19 protein-coding genes and 1 tRNA gene are annotated in these 18,642 nt (G+C 45.4%); 14 read left to right on the top strand and 6 right to left on the bottom strand.

The genetic code is table 11. The annotated features are described in order from the left end of the window. Nucleotides 1-210 precede the first annotated feature (210 nt). A complete protein-coding gene (locus QUA50_RS08275) occupies nucleotides 211-1,119 on the top strand; it encodes an ABC transporter substrate-binding protein (protein ID WP_333265825.1) in 909 nt (302 codons plus the stop codon). 28 nt (nucleotides 1,120-1,147) lie between these two features. On the opposite strand, the gene QUA50_RS08270 is transcribed toward QUA50_RS08275, so the two are convergent. From QUA50_RS08270 to QUA50_RS08260, 3 genes are read right to left on the bottom strand one after another with little or no spacing between them, the layout of a single operon-like run. After that, nucleotides 1,148-1,345, bottom strand: coding sequence for a hypothetical protein (locus QUA50_RS08270; protein ID WP_333298618.1), 198 nt, complete (start codon nucleotides 1,343-1,345; stop codon nucleotides 1,148-1,150). Nucleotides 1,346-1,380: 35 nt separating this feature from the next. Further along, a complete protein-coding gene (locus QUA50_RS08265; RefSeq protein WP_333265827.1) occupies nucleotides 1,381-1,614 on the bottom strand; it encodes a hypothetical protein in 234 nt (77 codons plus the stop codon). A gap of 16 nt (nucleotides 1,615-1,630) precedes the next feature. Continuing rightward, nucleotides 1,631-1,993 carry a hypothetical protein gene (locus tag QUA50_RS08260; protein ID WP_333265829.1) on the bottom strand — a complete coding sequence of 121 codons (363 nt, stop codon included), beginning with the start codon at nucleotides 1,991-1,993 and terminating at the stop codon, nucleotides 1,631-1,633. Between the two features lie 325 nt (nucleotides 1,994-2,318). Here QUA50_RS08260 and QUA50_RS08255 point away from each other — a divergent pair, with 325 nt between their 5' ends. The 3 genes from QUA50_RS08255 (at nucleotide 2,319) to QUA50_RS08245 (ending at nucleotide 4,808) form a co-directional block, all read left to right on the top strand. Beyond that, nucleotides 2,319-3,050: a response regulator gene (locus QUA50_RS08255; protein ID WP_333265832.1), complete on the top strand. Its 732-nt coding sequence runs from the start codon at nucleotides 2,319-2,321 to the stop codon at nucleotides 3,048-3,050. A gap of 5 nt (nucleotides 3,051-3,055) precedes the next feature. Continuing rightward, on the top strand, nucleotides 3,056-3,664 hold the full coding sequence (locus tag QUA50_RS08250) for an adenylate/guanylate cyclase domain-containing protein (protein WP_333265834.1): 609 nt from the start codon (nucleotides 3,056-3,058) through the stop codon (nucleotides 3,662-3,664). 208 nt (nucleotides 3,665-3,872) lie between these two features. Then, nucleotides 3,873-4,808 (top strand): fused MFS/spermidine synthase, encoded by a 936-nt coding sequence (locus QUA50_RS08245; RefSeq protein WP_333265835.1) that lies wholly within the window; start codon nucleotides 3,873-3,875, stop codon nucleotides 4,806-4,808. A gap of 307 nt (nucleotides 4,809-5,115) precedes the next feature. Here the strand turns inward: QUA50_RS08245 and ccmS are convergent, their stop codons facing one another. From ccmS to QUA50_RS08230, 3 genes are all read right to left on the bottom strand, one after another. Next, nucleotides 5,116-5,547 carry a beta-carboxysome assembly chaperone CcmS gene (gene ccmS, locus QUA50_RS08240; RefSeq protein WP_333055796.1) on the bottom strand — a complete coding sequence of 144 codons (432 nt, stop codon included), beginning with the start codon at nucleotides 5,545-5,547 and terminating at the stop codon, nucleotides 5,116-5,118. A 169-nt stretch (nucleotides 5,548-5,716) separates the two neighbouring features. After that, on the bottom strand, nucleotides 5,717-7,513 hold the full coding sequence (locus QUA50_RS08235) for an ABC transporter ATP-binding protein (RefSeq protein WP_333265838.1): 1,797 nt from the start codon (nucleotides 7,511-7,513) through the stop codon (nucleotides 5,717-5,719). 207 nt (nucleotides 7,514-7,720) lie between these two features. Next, the gene (locus tag QUA50_RS08230) at nucleotides 7,721-8,560 is read right to left on the bottom strand and encodes a prephenate/arogenate dehydrogenase (protein ID WP_333265840.1); all 840 of its coding nucleotides are present in this window, start codon (nucleotides 8,558-8,560) and stop codon (nucleotides 7,721-7,723) included. Nucleotides 8,561-8,598: 38 nt separating this feature from the next. On the opposite strand from QUA50_RS08230, the gene QUA50_RS08225 reads away from it, so the two are divergent. The 10 genes from QUA50_RS08225 to QUA50_RS08180 all read left to right on the top strand — a co-directional run bounded on the left by QUA50_RS08225 (nucleotide 8,599) and on the right by QUA50_RS08180 (nucleotide 18,572). Beyond that, complete coding sequence (locus QUA50_RS08225; protein WP_333265842.1) at nucleotides 8,599-10,161, top strand: pentapeptide repeat-containing protein; 1,563 nt, start codon at nucleotides 8,599-8,601, stop codon at nucleotides 10,159-10,161. Between the two features lie 96 nt (nucleotides 10,162-10,257). Further along, entirely contained in the window at nucleotides 10,258-11,820 is a 1,563-nt protein-coding gene (locus tag QUA50_RS08220; protein ID WP_333265843.1) for a pentapeptide repeat-containing protein, read from the top strand. Between the two features lie 206 nt (nucleotides 11,821-12,026). Then, nucleotides 12,027-13,556, top strand: coding sequence for a pentapeptide repeat-containing protein (locus QUA50_RS08215; protein WP_333265845.1), 1,530 nt, complete (start codon nucleotides 12,027-12,029; stop codon nucleotides 13,554-13,556). Between the two features lie 22 nt (nucleotides 13,557-13,578). Continuing rightward, nucleotides 13,579-15,087: a helicase C-terminal domain-containing protein gene (locus QUA50_RS08210; RefSeq protein WP_333265847.1), complete on the top strand. Its 1,509-nt coding sequence runs from the start codon at nucleotides 13,579-13,581 to the stop codon at nucleotides 15,085-15,087. 65 nt (nucleotides 15,088-15,152) lie between these two features. Beyond that, nucleotides 15,153-15,365: a DUF2839 domain-containing protein gene (locus QUA50_RS08205; RefSeq protein ID WP_333265849.1), complete on the top strand. Its 213-nt coding sequence runs from the start codon at nucleotides 15,153-15,155 to the stop codon at nucleotides 15,363-15,365. 125 nt (nucleotides 15,366-15,490) lie between these two features. Beyond that, nucleotides 15,491-15,562 (top strand) — tRNA-Val (locus QUA50_RS08200). Between the two features lie 131 nt (nucleotides 15,563-15,693). After that, the gene (locus tag QUA50_RS08195) at nucleotides 15,694-16,494 is read left to right on the top strand and encodes a TIGR04255 family protein (protein ID WP_333265851.1); all 801 of its coding nucleotides are present in this window, start codon (nucleotides 15,694-15,696) and stop codon (nucleotides 16,492-16,494) included. Nucleotides 16,495-16,498: 4 nt separating this feature from the next. Continuing rightward, nucleotides 16,499-16,903 (top strand): hypothetical protein, encoded by a 405-nt coding sequence (locus tag QUA50_RS08190; RefSeq protein ID WP_333265853.1) that lies wholly within the window; start codon nucleotides 16,499-16,501, stop codon nucleotides 16,901-16,903. Nucleotides 16,904-16,909: 6 nt separating this feature from the next. Then, nucleotides 16,910-17,509: a hypothetical protein gene (locus QUA50_RS08185; protein WP_333265855.1), complete on the top strand. Its 600-nt coding sequence runs from the start codon at nucleotides 16,910-16,912 to the stop codon at nucleotides 17,507-17,509. A 172-nt stretch (nucleotides 17,510-17,681) separates the two neighbouring features. Continuing rightward, on the top strand, nucleotides 17,682-18,572 hold the full coding sequence (locus tag QUA50_RS08180; protein WP_333265857.1) for a DNA polymerase beta superfamily protein: 891 nt from the start codon (nucleotides 17,682-17,684) through the stop codon (nucleotides 18,570-18,572). Nucleotides 18,573-18,642 lie beyond the last annotated feature (70 nt).

The raw sequence follows: 18,642 nt of genomic DNA, 5'->3' as shown, positions 1-18,642 counted from the left end.
CATACTTCGTGTAATAATCCTGGACGCATGGGCCAGAAACCGGGTTTTTGACGAAAATACGTCGTTAGAGCATCGCAGATTCCCTAAAAACCCGGTTTCTTTGGACAGCAGACTATTGATATTTAAATCATTCAGCGCTAAAGTGCGATCGAACTTCCCGTCATTTCTGTCTCAACCTGGTTTAAACTCGCTGTAACTCCCGCCTAAACTATGTACAAAACTTTTTTTTCTCGTACCGCTATCCTGTTGCTGAGTTTAGCATTTGCCGCTTGCTCCGCCGCCACTTCACCCCAAATTCAGCCATCAACTCCTGCTGGTTCGCCATCAGCAAATCAATCACAAACAACTAACAGCGAATCAGCACAAAAAGTTGTAGCTTTAACACCTTTAACCGCCGATATTATCCATCAACTCGACTCAACCAAACTTGTAGGAATTCCCGGCAGCGCATTAGTCAGCAGCAACCCCAAATTTACAGGAATTACCGCAGTCACTGCCGAACGCACCCCTCCCAATTTGGAAAAAATCATCGCATTGAAACCGGATTTGGTGGTAGGTGCATCGGGATTTCACGACCAAACAATGCAAAAATTGCAGCAGCTTGGAATTAAAACTTTACTAACTCAAGTTGATAGCTGGAAATCCCTAGAAGAGTTAACAACAACTTTAGCTAAATCGCTCAATACCAATCCAGAATCTCTGTTAAAACGCTACCAAACATTTTTAGCAGACATCCCGAATCAAAGCCCCGCTACTTTAGTTTTGGTAAGCAGACAACCGATTTTATCGCCGAATCAAAGCAGTTGGGCTGGAGATTTGCTGGGTAAGTTTAACGTGAAAAATGTCGCAGCCCAATTGCAAGGAGATAGCCCCATGCGAGGCTACATAACGCTTTCAGCGGAAAAGGTTTTACAGGCTAATCCCGAAGTAATCATTGTAGTCGATCGGGGAGAAGGAATTTTAGACCAATTTAAATCTGATTCATTTTGGAATCAACTAACAGCCACAAAAAATAATCGAGTTTACGTTTTTGACTACTACGGATTGGTCAACCCAGGTAGTATCGAAAAAATTGAGCAAGCAACTGCTCAACTTAAACAAGTTCTCGCTAAAAACTAGAGACCAGGTTTCGAGAGATAAAAAGTCTCTAGAAATGATGGAACAAATTGACTACAATGTCTCTAAAAGTGAGAAAGCTAAAGCCACTCAAAAGCGCGCAGCCGGAAACCAGGTTTTTGACACTGACTTCCAATGCTGTTCGATCTATCTGATATCTTGCACCATTGTCAGCAACAGGCTTTTCGGCCTGTTCCACAAAAGATAAATTTTCTTGTGGAACAGGCAAGATGCCTGTTCATAAAAAACTAATTGACAATCGATCTAATATCTTGCACCTTTGTTAGCAACAGGCTTTCCGGCCTGTTCCACAAAAGATAAATTTTCTTGTGGAACAGGCCGGAAAGCCTGTTCATAAAAGGTTAATTGACAATCGATCGGATATCTTGCACCATTGTCAGCAACAGGCTTTCCGGCCTGTTCCACAAAAGATAAATTTTCTTGTGGAACAGGCCGAAAAGCCTGTTCATAAAAAACTAATTGAGAATGGTGCAACATATCAGATCGATCGCCCTCAAGAAGCTAAATCCAGAGGAGGCAAACCGCGCAACTGTCGCAGCGAGTTGATACACATCTGACAGTCGCAGCCAAACAGCGCCACCGCCTCATCGCTTTCTGCTTCCGAAAAATCCAGCATCGCCACCTGTTTTTCACCCGGGCGCTGCCAACTAATTCTCGGCTTAGAAGCAGCAGCAGACTTGCCAGGAAGCCGCACGCAAGTCAGACGCTGAGTGTGGGGCGATCGCACGCATTGAGGCGAATCAGTCGATTGGGCTGGTATTTCGCTAATTAGAGCGGGATTTGCGATCGCGCTCAAAGACATCACCGATCCAAACAGCGTCGGACTTACAAGTAAAGTGAGGAGCAATCGATTCATTTGTCGTCTTTAAGAACTTTAATGTATACAATAGCCGATTATCTGTTGCAATTCAACAAGGTGTTCGTCCGACATCAGTACGATTTGCCGTTATTAAGGCTGAAAAGCCCAATATTTGCCGCCCAAATATCTAATAATTTTTCCGGTATTAGCAACCCGCATTTTCTGATAAGTATCACCTTGGCTCCCCAGTTTAAGATTTGTTGCAATTTCAGTAAGTTGAGCTTGCAAGTGATAAAAAACTCTTCCAATGTGGGTAAACTGATTTCAGCAAGGGTTACTCGAAGCAGCGAACAAGTTTACTTCAAAAAGCAGGTGGGGAGTGATGAGTACAGTTTTAGTGGTGGAAGATTCCCGCAGCCAGCGCGAGTGCATTTCACATCAGTTGAGATGCAGCGGATTGAATGTAATTCAGGCATCAGACGGTGTGGAAGCGCTGGATAAAATTGAGAAAAATTGCCCCGATTTAGTATTATTAGATGTCATAATGCCCCGTCTGGACGGCTACGGGGTTTGCCGTTTAATTAAAGCTAATCCCGAAACTCGGAACATACCGGTGGTATTTTTAACAGGGAAGGGACAGCAGTTAGCTTTATTTGCGAGGTTCCAGGGCGATCGCGCCGAGGCTTATGTTAGCAAACCTTGGCAGCCGAGGGAACTTTTGGCAACGATTAAAAAAGTGTTGCTAAATGCCAACATTAAGTTCGATCGAGCTTCAGCCGACGCTTGGACAGAATACGGAATTTTAAACTTAAGTACAGTCGAATTGTATCAAAGCCATGCCGATGCTTGGACAAAATACAGTTCCCAAATTATTAAATTGTACGATTCCAGCTTAGCAGCTTTCGAGCAAGCTTTGGCAATTGAACCGAGTCACTCGAATGCAAACAAGTATCGCAACCGAGTCCAGACAATCCGGGCAATTTTGATGCAAAAATTAGAGCAAACTAAACCTTGCAAAGTCTGCGATTATTATTACGGTAAGGATGGCATCAATTGTGCGGTGTATCCTGCTGGTCGCCCTCAAGAAGTGTGTCGCGATTGGGAATTTAATTAAATAAAATGAAAACAAATAACCGCGCTAACTTGGAAAAGTTGCTGCAAGAAAGAAACGAGCATCCCGAAAGAATGGCGGAAATTGATGCGAAAATAAATGAAACTTTTAGCCAAAATTACGCAATTTTAGTAATGGATATGTCAGGATTTTCGCGCACGACAGTCCGCTACGGAATTATTCATTTTTTGGCAATGATTCACCGGATGCACGGAATTGTCAAACCGATAATTTCAGAATACAGCGGCACTGTAGTTAAGGAGGAAGCAGACAATATTTTTGCAGTTTTTTCCGATGTAAAATCGACCGTGGAAGCTGCGATCGACTCTTTGAAACAAACGGCGGCTGTCAACACGACACTGCCGCCGGAGATGGATATTTACCTCTGCATTGGTATTGGCTGTGGCGATGTTTTGATGCTGGAAGGAGAGGATATGTACGGATCGGAATTTAATCTGGCATCCAAGCTGGGAGAGGATTTGGCGGAACGGGGAGAGATTTTGCTCACCTCAGCAGCCTTTGAAAATTTGGAAGGTGACAAGCAAGATTGGGAAAGAGTGGATTTTTCGATTTCAGGTTTGGAGTTGGTGGCATATAAACGGATACTGCCTGCTTAATTTCTCTCTGGGTTTTGAATAATAAAGAAAATAAAATTGACTGCAAACCCGGTTTCTGAGTAATTCCTGAATAAAATAGTCTTGGACGCATCAAACCAAAGAAACCGGGTTTTTTTCTGAATCTGCGGGCTAAGACGAAGGATTTTGGTAAAAAACCCGGTTTCTGACCGCCCGTGCGTCCAATACTCTAAAATTTCAATTAAAATTAATGATTGACGATCGCCAAAATTGGCAACGTATGAATTTAGCTGCCATTCAACAGCGGCTGGCTTGGCTGCTGCAACAGCCAGACAAAGTTATTTTTTGCAAAGAGTCTGGTGTTCACTATGTTGCAGTCACAAAAGATCGATCGCACATTAAGCTATCTTTAGTAGAAAAAGTAAACCAGCAAACAGATTTACTGCAATCTATTTTCGATTTCAACAATCCTTTACATCTAGTTTCTGAATATACTCAGGCGATGATGTTGGGTTTAGTCTGGCAAAGCCAACCTCAAAGAATCTACATAGCTGGTTTTGGCGGCGGCAGAATTCCCTTAGTGTTGCACCACTATTTGCCGGAAACTGTTATAGAATGTGCGGATGTCGATCCGATCGCGATCCAAGCAGCTACACAGTGTTTTGGGGTGCAGTTGGACGATCGGCTAACTGTAACAATTCAAGACGGTCGAGAGTATTTAGAGCAGCAAAAATCAGATACTCAATACGATACCATCACGATCGACGTAGCTTTTGGCAACGGCTACTTTCCGCACCGCCTATCCACCAAAGAATTTTATCAACTCTGCGAAAAACGCTTGTCAAGCAAGGGAGTTGTGCTAGCCAATCTGCTGCAAAGAGATCAGTTTTATGCCGAAAAAATAAAAACTTTTCAAAGCGTGTTTTCTCAAGTGTGCGTGTGTGTTGGCCAGGAAAGCAATAGCATTTTGATTGGTAGCAACAGCCCGATTTTAGAGAAAGATGAGATTGTTGCTAAGGCCAAATATTTGCAAGATAGCTATCAATTTTCCTTTCCATTAACAGACAGGGCGCTTGAGATAAAAGTAGGTAGAGAATTGGCTGAAGCTATACCTAATTTAGACAAAGTTCAAATTTTGCATGACGATTCGCCTCCCCCTGGTTATTTTGATTGCTGGTTATTCTGATATCTATAATAAGTCCGGGTTTACTCTTTGTGGAACAGGCCGAAAAGCCTGTTGCTAATAGGATGTTGAGATCACCCAGGGATTGAAAGAGACTATGGGATAAAATTGCCCTCAGAGTGCGATCGGATATAACCATCGACAATAGGGCAACTGACGACACAACATTGCCGTTTCCCTACCCCAACATAATCAATCTTCCTCGATCAGAGATATAACCATCGCCCGATTTATTTTCGGGAAAATGCAGGGCGTCGTCTCCTGACTGTAGGTAATATCAATTCCGATGCCATCGGATTTGATATAATTCCTATTTCATACATTCAACCATCTGCTGTTCCAGCTTAGCCAACAATGTATCAACATCTGTTGCCGCTTCCTCAAAACAAACAGGAGGTTCAGGCTTAGGTTCAAAAAGAATCAACTTAATTTGACCTTCGCCGATCGCCAAAATCGCCACTTCTTTCTCAGGTTTGTGAGCATTCAACACACCTACAACTTCCTGAATATGACTTTTTACTTGACGGTTCAACTCCTCAACCGCCTCTTTCTTACAATACACAAAACGCGCAGTTTCTGCAATATCAATTGCCAAAATCTCCTCGCTTTCCTCTCCCCTTTCCAGAAATAGCCCCCAAGCCAAAGCAGCCAATTCATTTTGATTAGCTTTCACAAACTTATCTAATTTCCGGCTCCAGCTATTTTCGTTGGGTTTGGACTCAGGGCTATCAAATAGAAACATTTTCTTTTCTTGCTTGTAGAAACTAATATTTTGCAGTCAGTTGTCAGTTAGCAGTTGGCAGTTGGCGGTTGGCAGTTGGCTGTTGACTGTTGTCATTAGTTACCCATGCCCAAAGGCCCATCCCCAATTACAAATTAGCAATTACCAATTACCCAAAAGCGCTGCGTTTCTATCTTATACCAGACTGCACGCGCCAGAGCGCCGCATAAATTCCGTCCTGTTCGATCAGTTGTTCGTGCTGCCCCGATTCTACCACCAACCCCTCTTCCATGACACAAATGCAATCGGCATTGCGGACAGTAGAAAGACGGTGGGCGATCGCAATTGTAGTGCGATTTTTGGTAATTCGTTCGAGCGATCGCTGAATTGCCGCCTCAGTCTCGTTATCCACCGCTGAAGTAGCTTCGTCAAGAATCAAAATCGGCGGATTCTTCAAAACAGCCCGTGCAATTGCAATTCGCTGCCGCTGCCCCCCCGACAATTTTTGACCCCGTTCCCCTACAATAGTGTTGTAACCGTCGGGCAATTGCGAAATAAACTCGTGAGCCTCCGCAATTTTAGCAGCATTTACTATCTCTCGATTGGTTGCCTCAAAACTGCCGTAAGCAATATTTTCTGCCACCGTACCGTGAAATAAAAACACATCTTGACTCACCAATCCGATCGATCTCCGCAAATCTTTTAAATTCAGGTTATTTAATTCTATACCGTCGAGATAAATATTGCCGTACTGTACCTCGTACAGCCTCAATATTAGTTTTACTAGCGTACTCTTTCCCGAACCAGTAGCCCCAACAATCGCAGTAGTTTTTCCCGCAGGCAGAGTCAGAGAAAAATACTGCAAAATCGGTTTTCTTTGATTGTAAGAAAAGGTAACATTTTTAAATTCCAACTCACCCTTAATCGAACTAACCGGCCGCCGAATATCACCCGTGCGAATTGCGATCGGAGTATCCAACAAATCCATCACCCGATTAGTCGAAGCCATAGCGCGCTGGTATTGATCCAAAGTATTTCCGAGGCGAGTCAGCGGCCACAGCAACCGCTGGGTTAAAAACACCAAAACGCTGTAAGTTCCTACAGACAACCGGCCCGCCACCACCTCCAAACCGCCCAGAAATAGTGTTGCAATAAACCCCAAGAAAATCACCACCCGAATCAGCGGAATAAAAGCAGCCGAAAGTGCGATCGCCCGTCGGTTGCTTTGGCGGTAAGCTTGGCTTTGTGCTTCGATGCGCCCAATTTCATAATCTTCGGAAGTAAAACTTTTAATAGTAGTAATTCCCATCAAATTATTCGACAGTTGCCCGTTCAGAAAACTCACCTTTTCCCGCACATCAGCATACAGAGGAGCGAGGCGATTTTGAAAAGCGATCGAGCCCCAAATAATAAAAGGTATCGGCAGCATTGACAGCCCAGCTACAAGAGGAGATGCAGCAAAAAAAGCCGCCCCAATCACAACAACAGTTGTCATTACTTGAATTACCTCATTAGCGCCGTCGTCCAAAAAACGTTCGAGTTGATTGATATCATCGTTGAGAATAGAAATCAAACCGCCCGTGCTGCGCTCTTCAAAATAAGCTAATTCTAATTCCTGCAAATGGCTGTAAGCTTCCAGACGCAAATCGTGTTCGATATCCTGAGCCAAATTGCGCCACAAATAATCATAGGCATATTCAAAAATAGATTCCAACATCCAAACAACCGCGCTCAAAAGAGTGATAATTGCCAGTTGCCAAAAGACATCTTTTATGCCCCACTGAGCGAGGATAGAATCTTGCTGTTTCACCACCACATCAACGGCAATACCGATTAATGCTGGCGGCGCTAAATCAAAGAATTTATTCAGCAGCGAACAGGTACTTGCCAGCCAAGCTTTCAGGCGGTAGCGGCGCCCGTACTTCAGCAGCCGCTTGAGGGGATGGACAGGTTTTGATGGATTTGGTGATGCTTGAAAATCAGTCATAGGGAATGGGGCATCGGAAAAGGGGCCGAGAATTACAAATTAGTAGGGTGAGGCGCGCGCACCTTACCCTTGTTTAATTTTTAATTCTCAAATGCCCCGTTCCTAGGCTTTAAACGTTAACACTGGCTTCATTTTAGCGACTGCACCAACTATTTGCGCCTCAATCTGAACGTGAATTACTGGTTGAATTGGGTTGTAAATTTTGGATCACAAGTTGTAATTCTGTCTCGCTTGTTGAGTCAGCTTCAGCTTGTGTTCGAGACTTTGCCAATCTTCGGCTGCGATATCGCCGATCAACTCGTCGAGACTGTCGCGGTAAATAGAGAGCGATCGCAATAATTCCTCTCGATTGTACTTTGCCACCATCACTCCCAGTTCGGGATTGCCACCCCCCACCCGGCTCGTGTCCCGAAAACCCGAACTCGCCAAATGCTGGGCTAAATTCACAATATCCCGATCGCCCTCAAGATCGCACGCAGCCACCAGCGTCGCGCTAGCCATTATCGGCAAATGAGAAATCCAAGCCACAGCTCGATCGTGTTCTTGAGGGCCGCACCGATAAACTTTAGCACCCAACAACCGCGCGATTTCCTCAACCTTCTCCACTGACTGCGCCGGCGTTTGGGCCTGCGGCGTCACCACATAAGGCCGCCCGACAAACAAATCCCTCACCGCCGCCTCAATCCCGCTTTCAGCAGTCCCCGCCATCGGGTGTCCCCCCACAAAATTCGGCCACAGAGCGGACACAGCCTCGACTATCGGAGTTTTTACCGAACCGACATCGGTTACAATCGCATCAGGGGAAAGATGGGGAATTAATTTTTGGACGATCGGCTCGATCGCTCCTAAGGGCGTGCAAATAAAAACCAAATCCGCTGTTGCCATCAAAGACAGGTGTATGCTGGCTTCAGAGACAACACCCCTGGCTTGCGCCCGATCGCAAGTCTGTTGGCGACTCGAAACCCCAACAATATTAAACCCGCGCGATCGTAAATCCAGAGCGATCGAGCCGCCAATTAAACCCAGTCCTACAATACCGATATTCATAGCAATAAAATGGGGATATTTGATACGGTGCCGCCCCCATGACAGTCGAGGAACTCCTGAAAAAATATGCCGCCGGAGAAAGAAACTTTGCCGGAATCAACCTGACTGAGGCCAACCTCAGCGGCGTCAACTTGAGCGGAGCCAACCTCAAGGGTGCGAATCTGAGTGTAGCAAACCTGAGCGGAGCCAACCTCAGCAAAACAAACCTCACAGGTGCCAAACTCAACATCGCCAGACTCAGCGGCGCCCATCTAGGCGGCGCCGACCTCACCGACGCCGACCTCAACGTCGCTTACCTAGTGCGAGTTGACCTCAAAAAAGCCATACTCATAGGAGCGAAACTGATCAGAGCCGAGCTCATTCGAGCCGAACTCAGCGGCGCAAACCTCAGCGGCGCAAACCTCAGCGGCGCAACCCTCACCGAAGCCACCCTTCGAGGAGCCAACCTCGCTCAAGCCAACCTTCGAGGCGCTCACCTCAGCGGCGCGTGCTTGACAGAAGCCAACCTCGAACAAGCCAACCTGCAAGGAGCCGACCTGGGCCGAGCCGACCTCAGCGGCGCCGACTTGCGAGGCACAGAACTGAGACAAGCCAACCTAACTCAAGCCGTACTCAGCGGCGCCGACCTCAGCGGCGTCAATTTGCGCTGGGCAATCCTCAGCGGTTGCAATCTCCGCTGGGCCGACCTGAGCGAAGCAAAATTGAGCGGCGCCGACCTCAGCCGAGCCGACCTCTGCCACGCCAACTTGCTCAATGCCAGCTTAGTTCACGCCGACCTGACAAATGCCTATCTGATCCGCGCCGACTGGATTGGAGCCGACTTAACCGGAGCCACCTTAACCGGAGCCAAACTCCACGCCGTTTCGCGGCTGGGCATCAAAACCGAAGGCATGACCTGCAAGTGGGTCGATCTGAGCCCCAACGGCGACCACAGCCAAATTTACTGGTTGAACTCAGGAGGAACCCACGACTTTTTTCACGAAACCTTGCCCACAGTTCGGATTGTGATTGACTCGCCCTTAGACCAAGGCGCTCATTTTGCACTAGCTGCAACTTATTACCAAATTGCCCAACAATACCCGAGTTTAAGTCAGCCTCCCACGATCGAAGTCAGCTCCAGGCGCACCGTACTCGCGTTTAAAATGGACAGCGACGATAAATTATTTGCCACGGCTTACGTTGCCATCATTCCTTTTAACGACGCTGCCATCACTCAAAAAAACCTAATAGCATTGATGAAAATGATTCAATCCCACGATGCAGGCAAACTTAACGTCAAAGAATCTAAACACGTTCAGTTATGCAGCAAAGCTCTCAACCAAGCTATCAGCAAAGTAGACCAAATCAAAATTTCCAGTTCTTTTCCAAAAATCGGCGAAAGCATCAATTTCTTTCAAATTCCAACACAAATGATCTTAATTAATTCCCGCGACCAAAGACTCAGCGTATATCACCACCCAGCCTTCGGCAAGCGCCTGATTAAAAAATACGACCCAAGTAACTCAACCTCTGGCAAGTTAGCCGAGATCGCAAAATTGGCTCAAACTAATATCAGTAGCATTTTGGATTTTATAAAAGGCTTCCACAATATAGATGTCTAAGCATATTGCATCAAGTTACAAAAAATGCTTATTCTAGTTTAAAGGTTGGCACAACAAAGCTTTGTTCTAGCTAACACATCAGGGAAATTCAAAAGCATGGATGCCGAAGAACTCATCACAAAATATGCAGCAGGAGAAAGAGACTTTACTGCCATCCTCCTTTGCGAGGCAAATCTCAGCAGGATCGATCTGGGCGGGGCTAATTTCAGTGAGGCAATCTTAAGCCTCACCAACATGAGCGGCACCAATTTGTCAAACGCCAACATGAGAAAAGCCAAACTCAATGTTGCCAGACTCAGCGGTGCCAATCTGCACAAAGCCAACCTCAGCGGTGCTATCCTCAACGTAGCTAACTTGATTCGAGCCGACCTCAGCGAATCCCAACTCGTCGAAGCTACACTGATCAGATCCGAACTGATCCGAGCAAACCTCAGTAGTGCCAACTTGACCGGTGCAAATCTCAGCGAAGCAGATTTGAGAGAAGCAACCCTCAGAGAAGCCAATCTAGAGCAAGCCGACCTCAGCGGGGCTCACCTCAGAGGCGCTTCCCTAACAGCGGCAAACTTGGAACGGGCCAACTTGCACAGAGCCGACCTCAGCAGGGCAGACTTGCGAGGTGTCAACCTCTGCAATGCCGAACTCAGACAAGCTAATCTATCTCAGGCCAACCTCAGCGGCGCTGACTTGCGAGGCGCTAATCTCCGGTGGGCTGACCTCAGCGGGGCGAACCTGACCGGCGCTGACCTGGATGAAGCGAGATTGAGCGGGGCCAACTTGTACGGAGCAAATTTGAGCAACGTCAATCTGTTGAACGCTACTCTGGTACACGCGGATTTGACTCAAGCGAATTTGATTCACGCCGATTGGGTGGGCGCCGATTTGACGGGGGCGGCCCTGACGGGGGCAAAAATTTACGCGGTGTCGAGGTTTGATGTGAAAGCAGATGACATTACCTGCGATTGGGTTGACCTCAGTCCTAACGGGGATCGCAGCCACATTCAGCGCTTTACCCCAGAAGAATCTCAAAGGTTTTTCAATGCTACACCGCCGACCGTTCAAATTATTGTCGATCGACCCCTCGACCCGGATGCTAACTTTGTCCTTGCAGCTACCTACCGCCAAATTGCCCGTCAATACCCTGCTTTGAACCATCCTCCCAGTATCGAAGTTAATTCCAGACGCACAATCATATCATTTAGAATAGAACAGGACGACCAACTATTTCCCACAGCTTTCGTGGCGATTACTCCCTTTAGTGATGCAGCATTTACTCAGAAAAATTTGATGACTCTGATCAAAATGATTCAACCCCAAAGTGGTAATAACCTGGGTGTCAGAGTCTCAAATATGGTAGTGCAATTAAACGTTGCCCTGACCCAAACAATGAGAAAAATAGGGGAAATGAAAATTCAGCCGATTCGCCTCGATCGCGAACCGATGTCAAGTTTTTTCCAATCGCCTACTCAAACTGTACTGGCTAACTCCAGCGCCGAAAGTTTGATGATTCACTATCACCCAGACTTTGGCAGAAACTTGACCAATTTGCCGGGAGTCAACAAAACCTCTATCAGTCCTGCAATTAAAGCCCAAAGATTTACCACCCCGCCGCTAAATACGGTCATTGAGTTTGTCAAAAGCTTTTATCAGCTCGGTGAGTAAATACTATAAATGAATTTGATATTATTTCTATTTAAGCTGTTCGGCATTTAAAGGACTTGCGTAAGGTGCGTCAGCATCTAAGGTTTTCCGTTTCAGCGTAAGGGTTCGCGAATGACGCACCCTACTAGCCTCGTTACTGGTTTAAATGCTCCACAGCTTATGCCATAAAAAAGTTAGCCGATTGCCATTTCATTCAGGTAAAAAAAATGGAAGCTGAAGAACTGCTCAAACGATTTGCAATCGTCAAAAGATACACAGAAGGCGACAGAGATTTCACAGGAATCAACCTGAATGAAGCCAATCTCAGCCGCATCAACCTCAGCCAATCAATTTTAAGGCGGGCTAGCTTATTTGTCACCAACCTCAGCGGCGCTAATTTGAGCGACGCTAACTTGAGCGAAGCTAACCTGAATGTGGCTAGGCTCAGCAGTACCAATCTCTCGCGGGCAATCTTAAACGGGGCTACTCTCAACGTAGCAAACTTAGTGAGAGCCGATTTAAGTGCAGCTCAATTAATCCGAGCATCCCTGATTAGAAGCGAATTAGTCCGCTGCGAACTCAGCAAAACTAACTTCAGCGGTGCAAACCTGACTGAAGCAGATTTAAGAGAGGTAAAACTGACGGAAGCTAACCTGTGCGGTGCTAATCTTTCCGGTGCAAATCTCAGAGGTGCTTCGGCTGCTTCAGCTAACTTTCAAGAAGCTAACTTGCACGGCGCGGATTTGACAAAAGCAGAACTTAGCGGCGTCAATTTGAGCAATGCCGATATGAGACAAGCTTCTTTGCAACAGGTGAATCTCAGCAGTGCGAATTTGAGCGGAGCTAACCTCAAATGGGCTGATTTGACGGGAGCTAACCTCAACGGCGCGGATCTGAGCAGTGCTAAATTGAGCGGAGCTAACCTTAACGGAGCAGATTTAAGAAATACTAATTTAGGAAGTGCTAGTTTCGTTCACGCTGATTTGACAGAAACAAATTTGATTAATGCAGATTGGGTAGGCGCTGATTTGAGGGGAGCAACTTTAACAGGAGCAAAACTGTATTTGGTTCCTCGATGCGGCATCATTGCAGATGATATTACTTGCCAGTGGGTTGACCTCAGCCCCGCAGGCGATCGCACTCAGATTCAAAAATTCAATTCGCCGTCAGAATCAATAAAATTTTTAAATCACACGCCTGGGTTAGTGCAAATTGTGGTTGACGCACTTTTAGACTACTCAGCCAACAGCACTTTAGCAACAGCTTACAGCGAAATAGCTCAGCATTACCGGGCAATGAATTTTCCTCCTAATATTGAAGTCGGCTACCGCCGCACAACTCTAACTTTTAGATTTGAGAGAGATGAGCATTTATTGCCAGCAGCTTTTTTAGCGATTCTTCCTTTTAAGGATGCTGTACAAACTCAGAGAAATATTATGGTTATTGGCAAAAATATCGAGAATCAAAATTTGGAAGAAAAACAAATATTGCAGTTGCGTAAAGCATTGAGTACAGCTACAAATAAATTAAATGAGTTGATAAATTTGCTCTCTAATATATCACGGTTAAGTCAGCCCACAAAGTTTTTTGAGTCACCTACCCAAACTATTTTAATTAGTTCGGGACAGGAGAGTTTGATGGTGAATTCTCACGGTAATTTTGGGAAGGGAGGTGCAACTCATCAGGAGAGTAAATTCAGTTTGCCTCTCGGTCAAAAAGTAGTTGATTTTCTGGCCAGTTTTGATTATGTTGAGTGAGAAATGTCAATTTTAAAACCGATTGATTGAGGTAGAAGTCCACAACTCGTTGCTCCGCTTCCTGCGATCGAACTCCGAGCCGCACTGGCCCCACCATTTAACGATGGCGCGGCTCGTGGCGCGGGCTTTGCGCTTGGGGCGCAGCGCTCTGATCCAAACGGGGCTTCCCGCTGGAGCTTACCGACAGCGGTATCGAGTCAGCTATTTGATGCCGATTTTGATGTGGCCGCAGCCTGTGATTTTGGTGGCGCCGACACGGCTGATCGAGCATTTGAGAGCAGTGGAAATTCCGCGCTTGCAAGAGTGGCTGCAAACAGAGGGGTCGATCGAGACTTATTCCGATAATGCCACTGGACGAGGATTGATGCTAGCCGATCCAGAGTCTTGGCTGGCGGCTCGCTTGGCGGCGAATTCGCCACTTCCGAGCAATATTCCGACAATTATCGACGGTGTGGATGACTTGGAAGTTTGGACTCGCCAGCAATTGACGGCGTGTTTGCAACCTGCTGACTGGAACGATTTAATGGAATCTGGGCCTTTGGAAGCCGATGCAATCCTCCAAGGGCGGGTACTGCTAACGCGGGCTTTCTTTCAGCATCCGGCGAAACCAGAGGAGTGCTATTTGCTGGAAACGGCAGAGCAAAATATTTTGCAGGGGCTGTTTGAAAAAATCGAGCCAAATTCGCTGATTCCGGCTGCTTGGAGCAATTTTTGGCACCGGTGGGAAACAAACGGAACACTGCGGTGGGCGGAAATTAATCGGGAGGCTGGGTCATTTTCTCTGTTCTGCGCGCCGGTGCAGGTGGCTGAGGTTTTGAGCAAAATTTGGGATTGTCAGCCTGTGGTGTTGATTGGGGGGGCGGTGGATGTGGAACCGAAGGCTCCGATCTTCCGGCAAATGCTGGGACTGCCAGAATTGACAAGCGTTAAGTTTTCGCCCGATCGACAAAGCGAATTAATTCAACTGTACATCCCCAACTGGCTGCCGCTGCCAAATACGCCGGAATTTCAGGGAGTTTTAATGGAAGAAATTCGGACTTTGCTGTTGATGAGCGCGTCGGTGGCGGGGTTAACGGTGCTGATTGTGGGTGATGTACCGCTGAAGGCTCGGCTGGCAGCGATTTTGGCTTCTGAGTTCGGTTCTAGGGTGCAGGTAGAAAAGACTGATGTGGGCGAGAATGCGATTTTGGTGACGGGGTGGGAGTTTTGGCGGGAATATCAGGGGGAATTGAGGGCGCCTCACTTGCTGGCGATCGCAACTTTGCCGCTACCTTCTTTGGAGAATCCTTTGGTGACGGCGCGTGTGGCTTATTATAAGGAGCAGCGCAAGGATTGGTTTCGGTTGTATTTGCTGCCGGCGGCGCTGAATGAGTTGCAGCGGGCGATCGCGCCTGTGCGAGAACGTCAGGGGGTTGTGGCGATTTTCGACAGCAGGGTGATTCACCGCAGTTACGGAAAGCAGGTTTTAGCGGCTTTGAGTCCTTTTGCGAGGATTGATTATTTGGATACGACTTGGCTGACGCAGGCTTGAGTTGACCTGTTGACTTATAATTTGGTTGGGTATCCAGTTGAAATCTAATTTAGCAGACAAAGATTATGGGTGAAGCTAAGCGTCGCAAAGAGTCGATCGGCGACGAATACGGTAAAGAAGAACGCATCGTTCCCTGGCTGCCAATCACGAAAACCCAAAGCGAAGATTTTGTCAAGTGGACAAGTCGCGGAAGCTGGATGGGGATTAGCCTTTTGGTTGTTTGGTGGATTGTAGTGCGGTTTGTCGGCCCGTCGGCGGGTTGGTGGCAGGTTAACTGATGCCAGACTCGACAAATGCCTGTCTTATTGGCATTGTGTCGAGTTTAACTGGGAAACCAGCGGCTGAATTTTTAGGAAAAATTTAGTTGCAAATTTGGACTTGGTATGGTAGATTAATTATCTGCGGGCAATTAGCACAGTGGTAGCGCACTTCCTTCACACGGAAGGGGTCACAGGTTCAAATCCTGTATTGCCCATCGAAATTATTCTGTTATAAAAGTTGATTTGGAAAAGGCGATCGCATCTATCCTGAATGTGATTCTGTTTGGAAGTAAGTTAAGCTAGAATAATAGACGCTCTTCAAATTGGTAATGGATACTTTGAAAAAATGAAGCTCCCAAACTATGAAAGAGTAATTTATGAGAACAGCCCCCTTATTGAGGTTATTGCTCAACTTAGATTTCCAACTATCCTGAAAATTGCCAGCCAACAGCCTGTAGACTTTCAAGATAGTATAAGGTTTGAATACCCAATTTTTGAAACTTCTAGAAATTTGCAGATCCCGGTTGAGCTATCCAATCTTTTAACCCAATTCAGCTCAAATTTTACCAGTGACTTGACTTCAATTGACTTGACTTATCAATTTAAGTCAGAAGACTTGAGTTGCCAGATATCTTTAGACAAAAACTCTATAACGTTTGCTACGACAAAGTATGAAAGATATGAAAATTTTATTGCTCAATTTAAACGCGCTGTAGAACTTTTTGAAAAAATATATAATCCCTCTTTTTATTCACGAACAGGACTAAGATATCGTGATTTAATTATTAGGTCAAAACTAAATATCAAAGACAAAGAGTGGCATGAATTAATACCGCAACGTATTGCTTCTGAACTGTATACACCAGAAGTAGCAGATTCAATTCAAAACTTTGTTAAAAATTTACAGCTAAAAACTGAATTCGGTCAAGTTAATTTTAATCATGGGCTTGTTAACGTCAGGGACACAGAAAGAGGTATAGATGAAACAGCTTATTTATTAGATACTGATTTTTTTACTGAGGATAAAGTAGAAAGGAGTGAAAATGCCTGGAAAATACTCGATAACTACAACCATACAGCCAGAAATCTCTTCCGCTGGGGTATCACGGAAGAGTTGCACAGAGCAATGCGACCTCAACCAATATAATCCTATGCACGTAACAACTGGTGGTATTCAAAGCAAAAATATAATTGGACAAAGGTATGAAGTTTTACCCACTCCTGCTCAGACGCAGTATCGGCACACTTTAGCATCTGGTACTCCTAGCTTAAAAATCGAAGTTTCCATCGAATCACCTATTAGTGGTGAATGGTTTGGTCAATTCAATCAAAACACCATCACTTGGGTTAAGTGCTTAACGCTACTCAATCTGCTTTTTGCTAATACTCCAGAAGGATTGCAAGAAGCATCTGAAGTGCTTGAACGAATGGTGGAATATTATAGTGACTGTCGGTCTGACTTAGCACAAACTACCTTACCTAAAGAATTAGGATTACTTACTGGTAGCGTATTACCTAGCGAAGTCAGACCACCTTTAATTCTAGATTTTGAGTAGCTAACCATGAGTAAACCTTTGATTTACAGAGCCTCGAATGACAAAGAGGCTCTTAGACAAGGGGAAATTCTGACTGGACTTATACAGGTTAAACCAGTTGCAAGTGAATCTTCTCCAAACCTCGATCAAATTCAGTATTTCGATCAAATTCAGTTTAAACCTATTGTTCATCCTTATGCAATTATTGTTACTCAAAACTGTGATTTAGATTGGGACTATAGCGCTAGGCAAAATCGAGATAAACCTAATAAGTTATTAAATTCTATACTTTTTTGTCAAGTATTTACAGCTCAAGAAATTCGCCCCAACCAAAATTCAGCAGATTGGAATTTAGTTAAATCTAATCGTTCTCAGCAATACCATTTTTTGGAAAAAATACCTCTAGAACGTGAATCATATCAGGAAGGCATACCAGAATTAACAGTAGATTTTAAAAAAATTTTTGCGATAGATGCTGATTTCTTATACCATCAAATAAATAATAATTTTGCTAAACGACGTGCTGTGCTTGAAAGTCCATATTTAGAAGACTTTTCACATCGTTATCATGACTTTCATGGGCGTGTAGCACTTCCTGCACAACATGAAAGTGAAAAGGGGGTATAAGCTAAAGCGAAAAATTAAGCAGCGAGAAAATTAGAGAACTTTTTGCTTTTTCGCTAAACAGAATTCTGTATGTAGCTGTACTTTTCCGAATTGCTATAAATTCTCGCTTGAATTTTGTATTACAAATACACTACACTAACATAGTAGCTCGTGCCCCGCAGGAGGTTTCCTCATGGCAAATGCCAATATTTCCCAAAATTTCAACTTAATAATCCCCGCAGGAACCCAAATTGTCACCAAAATCGAGGTCAAAAACCCCGCTGGCGACCAATCTTGGAAACCGGGATTAGTAGGCGTCATCGTTCAATCGCCTACGGACAATTCCCACGCATATTTAGTCAAATTCCCAGACGGAACACAAGTTAGTCTGCGGCGGCACGAACTCAGCATCCGCAAGCAGTTTCAGAGCGAAGGATTGCAGTCAGGAGGAGATTTTCTTGCAGAATACAACCTCTATGATTCTGTAATTTACCGCTGCATTGTTGGTTCGAGAGCTTACGGTCTTGATAACGAGCAATCCGATACAGATAGGCGCGGGATTTACCTGCCGCCGGCAATACTTCATTGGTCGCTTTACGGCATTCCAGAACAATTGGAAAACAAGGAAAATCAAGAATGCTATTGGGAACTGCAAAAGTTTTTAGTTTTGGCACTAAAAGCTAATCCAAATGTGCTAGAATGTTTGTATACGCCTTTAGTAGAAACAGTTTCTCCCGTAGCGGAAGAATTGCTGGAAATTCGGGAAATCTTTCTTTCTCAATTGGTTTATCAAACTTACAATAGCTACGTTTTGTCTCAATTTAAAAAAATGGAGCAAGACCTCCGCAATACCGGGGAAATTCGGTGGAAGCACGCGATGCACTTAATCCGCTTGTTGCTGTCAGGAATTACTGTCCTCAAGGAGGGGTTTGTACCCGTTCGGGTGCAGGATTATCGATCGCAACTGTTATCTATCCGCAACCAAGAAGTATCCTGGGATGAGGTGAATCGCTGGCGGTTGAGCTTGCACGGTGAGTTCGATCGCGCTTTTGCTGCAACTTCCTTACCAGAACGTCCTAATTAGGGTTTGCTGAATAATCGATCGCACGTTACGTAGCGAAAGCGATCGAGAGCGTGCGAGCGAGTGAAAAGTG

This window comes from Microcoleus sp. M2_D5, from assembly GCF_036701935.1.
Classification (GTDB): Bacteria; Cyanobacteriota; Cyanobacteriia; order Cyanobacteriales; family Microcoleaceae; genus Microcoleus.
This window is presented reverse-complemented; position numbering and strand designations above follow the sequence as displayed.

Bases quoted from the DNA above. Each gene is read 5' to 3' on its own strand.
- QUA50_RS08215 (WP_333265845.1), top strand. From the start codon at position 12,027: ATGGAAGCTGAAGAACTGCTCAAACGATTTGCAATCGTCAAAAGATAC.
- QUA50_RS08250 (WP_333265834.1), top strand. From the start codon at position 3,056: ATGAAAACAAATAACCGCGCTAACTTGGAAAAGTTGCTGCAAGAAAGA.
- QUA50_RS08195 (WP_333265851.1), top strand. From the start codon at position 15,694: ATGAAGCTCCCAAACTATGAAAGAGTAATTTATGAGAACAGCCCCCTT.
- QUA50_RS08265 (WP_333265827.1), bottom strand. From the start codon at position 1,614: ATGTTGCACCATTCTCAATTAGTTTTTTATGAACAGGCTTTTCGGCCT.
- QUA50_RS08180 (WP_333265857.1), top strand. From the start codon at position 17,682: ATGGCAAATGCCAATATTTCCCAAAATTTCAACTTAATAATCCCCGCA.
- QUA50_RS08235 (WP_333265838.1), bottom strand. From the start codon at position 7,513: ATGACTGATTTTCAAGCATCACCAAATCCATCAAAACCTGTCCATCCC.
- ccmS (WP_333055796.1), bottom strand. From the start codon at position 5,547: ATGTTTCTATTTGATAGCCCTGAGTCCAAACCCAACGAAAATAGCTGG.
- QUA50_RS08260 (WP_333265829.1), bottom strand. From the start codon at position 1,993: ATGAATCGATTGCTCCTCACTTTACTTGTAAGTCCGACGCTGTTTGGA.
- QUA50_RS08190 (WP_333265853.1), top strand. From the start codon at position 16,499: ATGCACGTAACAACTGGTGGTATTCAAAGCAAAAATATAATTGGACAA.
- QUA50_RS08220 (WP_333265843.1), top strand. From the start codon at position 10,258: ATGGATGCCGAAGAACTCATCACAAAATATGCAGCAGGAGAAAGAGAC.
- QUA50_RS08230 (WP_333265840.1), bottom strand. From the start codon at position 8,560: ATGAATATCGGTATTGTAGGACTGGGTTTAATTGGCGGCTCGATCGCT.
- QUA50_RS08205 (WP_333265849.1), top strand. From the start codon at position 15,153: ATGGGTGAAGCTAAGCGTCGCAAAGAGTCGATCGGCGACGAATACGGT.
- QUA50_RS08245 (WP_333265835.1), top strand. From the start codon at position 3,873: ATGATTGACGATCGCCAAAATTGGCAACGTATGAATTTAGCTGCCATT.
- QUA50_RS08225 (WP_333265842.1), top strand. From the start codon at position 8,599: ATGACAGTCGAGGAACTCCTGAAAAAATATGCCGCCGGAGAAAGAAAC.
- QUA50_RS08275 (WP_333265825.1), top strand. From the start codon at position 211: ATGTACAAAACTTTTTTTTCTCGTACCGCTATCCTGTTGCTGAGTTTA.
- QUA50_RS08255 (WP_333265832.1), top strand. From the start codon at position 2,319: ATGAGTACAGTTTTAGTGGTGGAAGATTCCCGCAGCCAGCGCGAGTGC.
- QUA50_RS08185 (WP_333265855.1), top strand. From the start codon at position 16,910: ATGAGTAAACCTTTGATTTACAGAGCCTCGAATGACAAAGAGGCTCTT.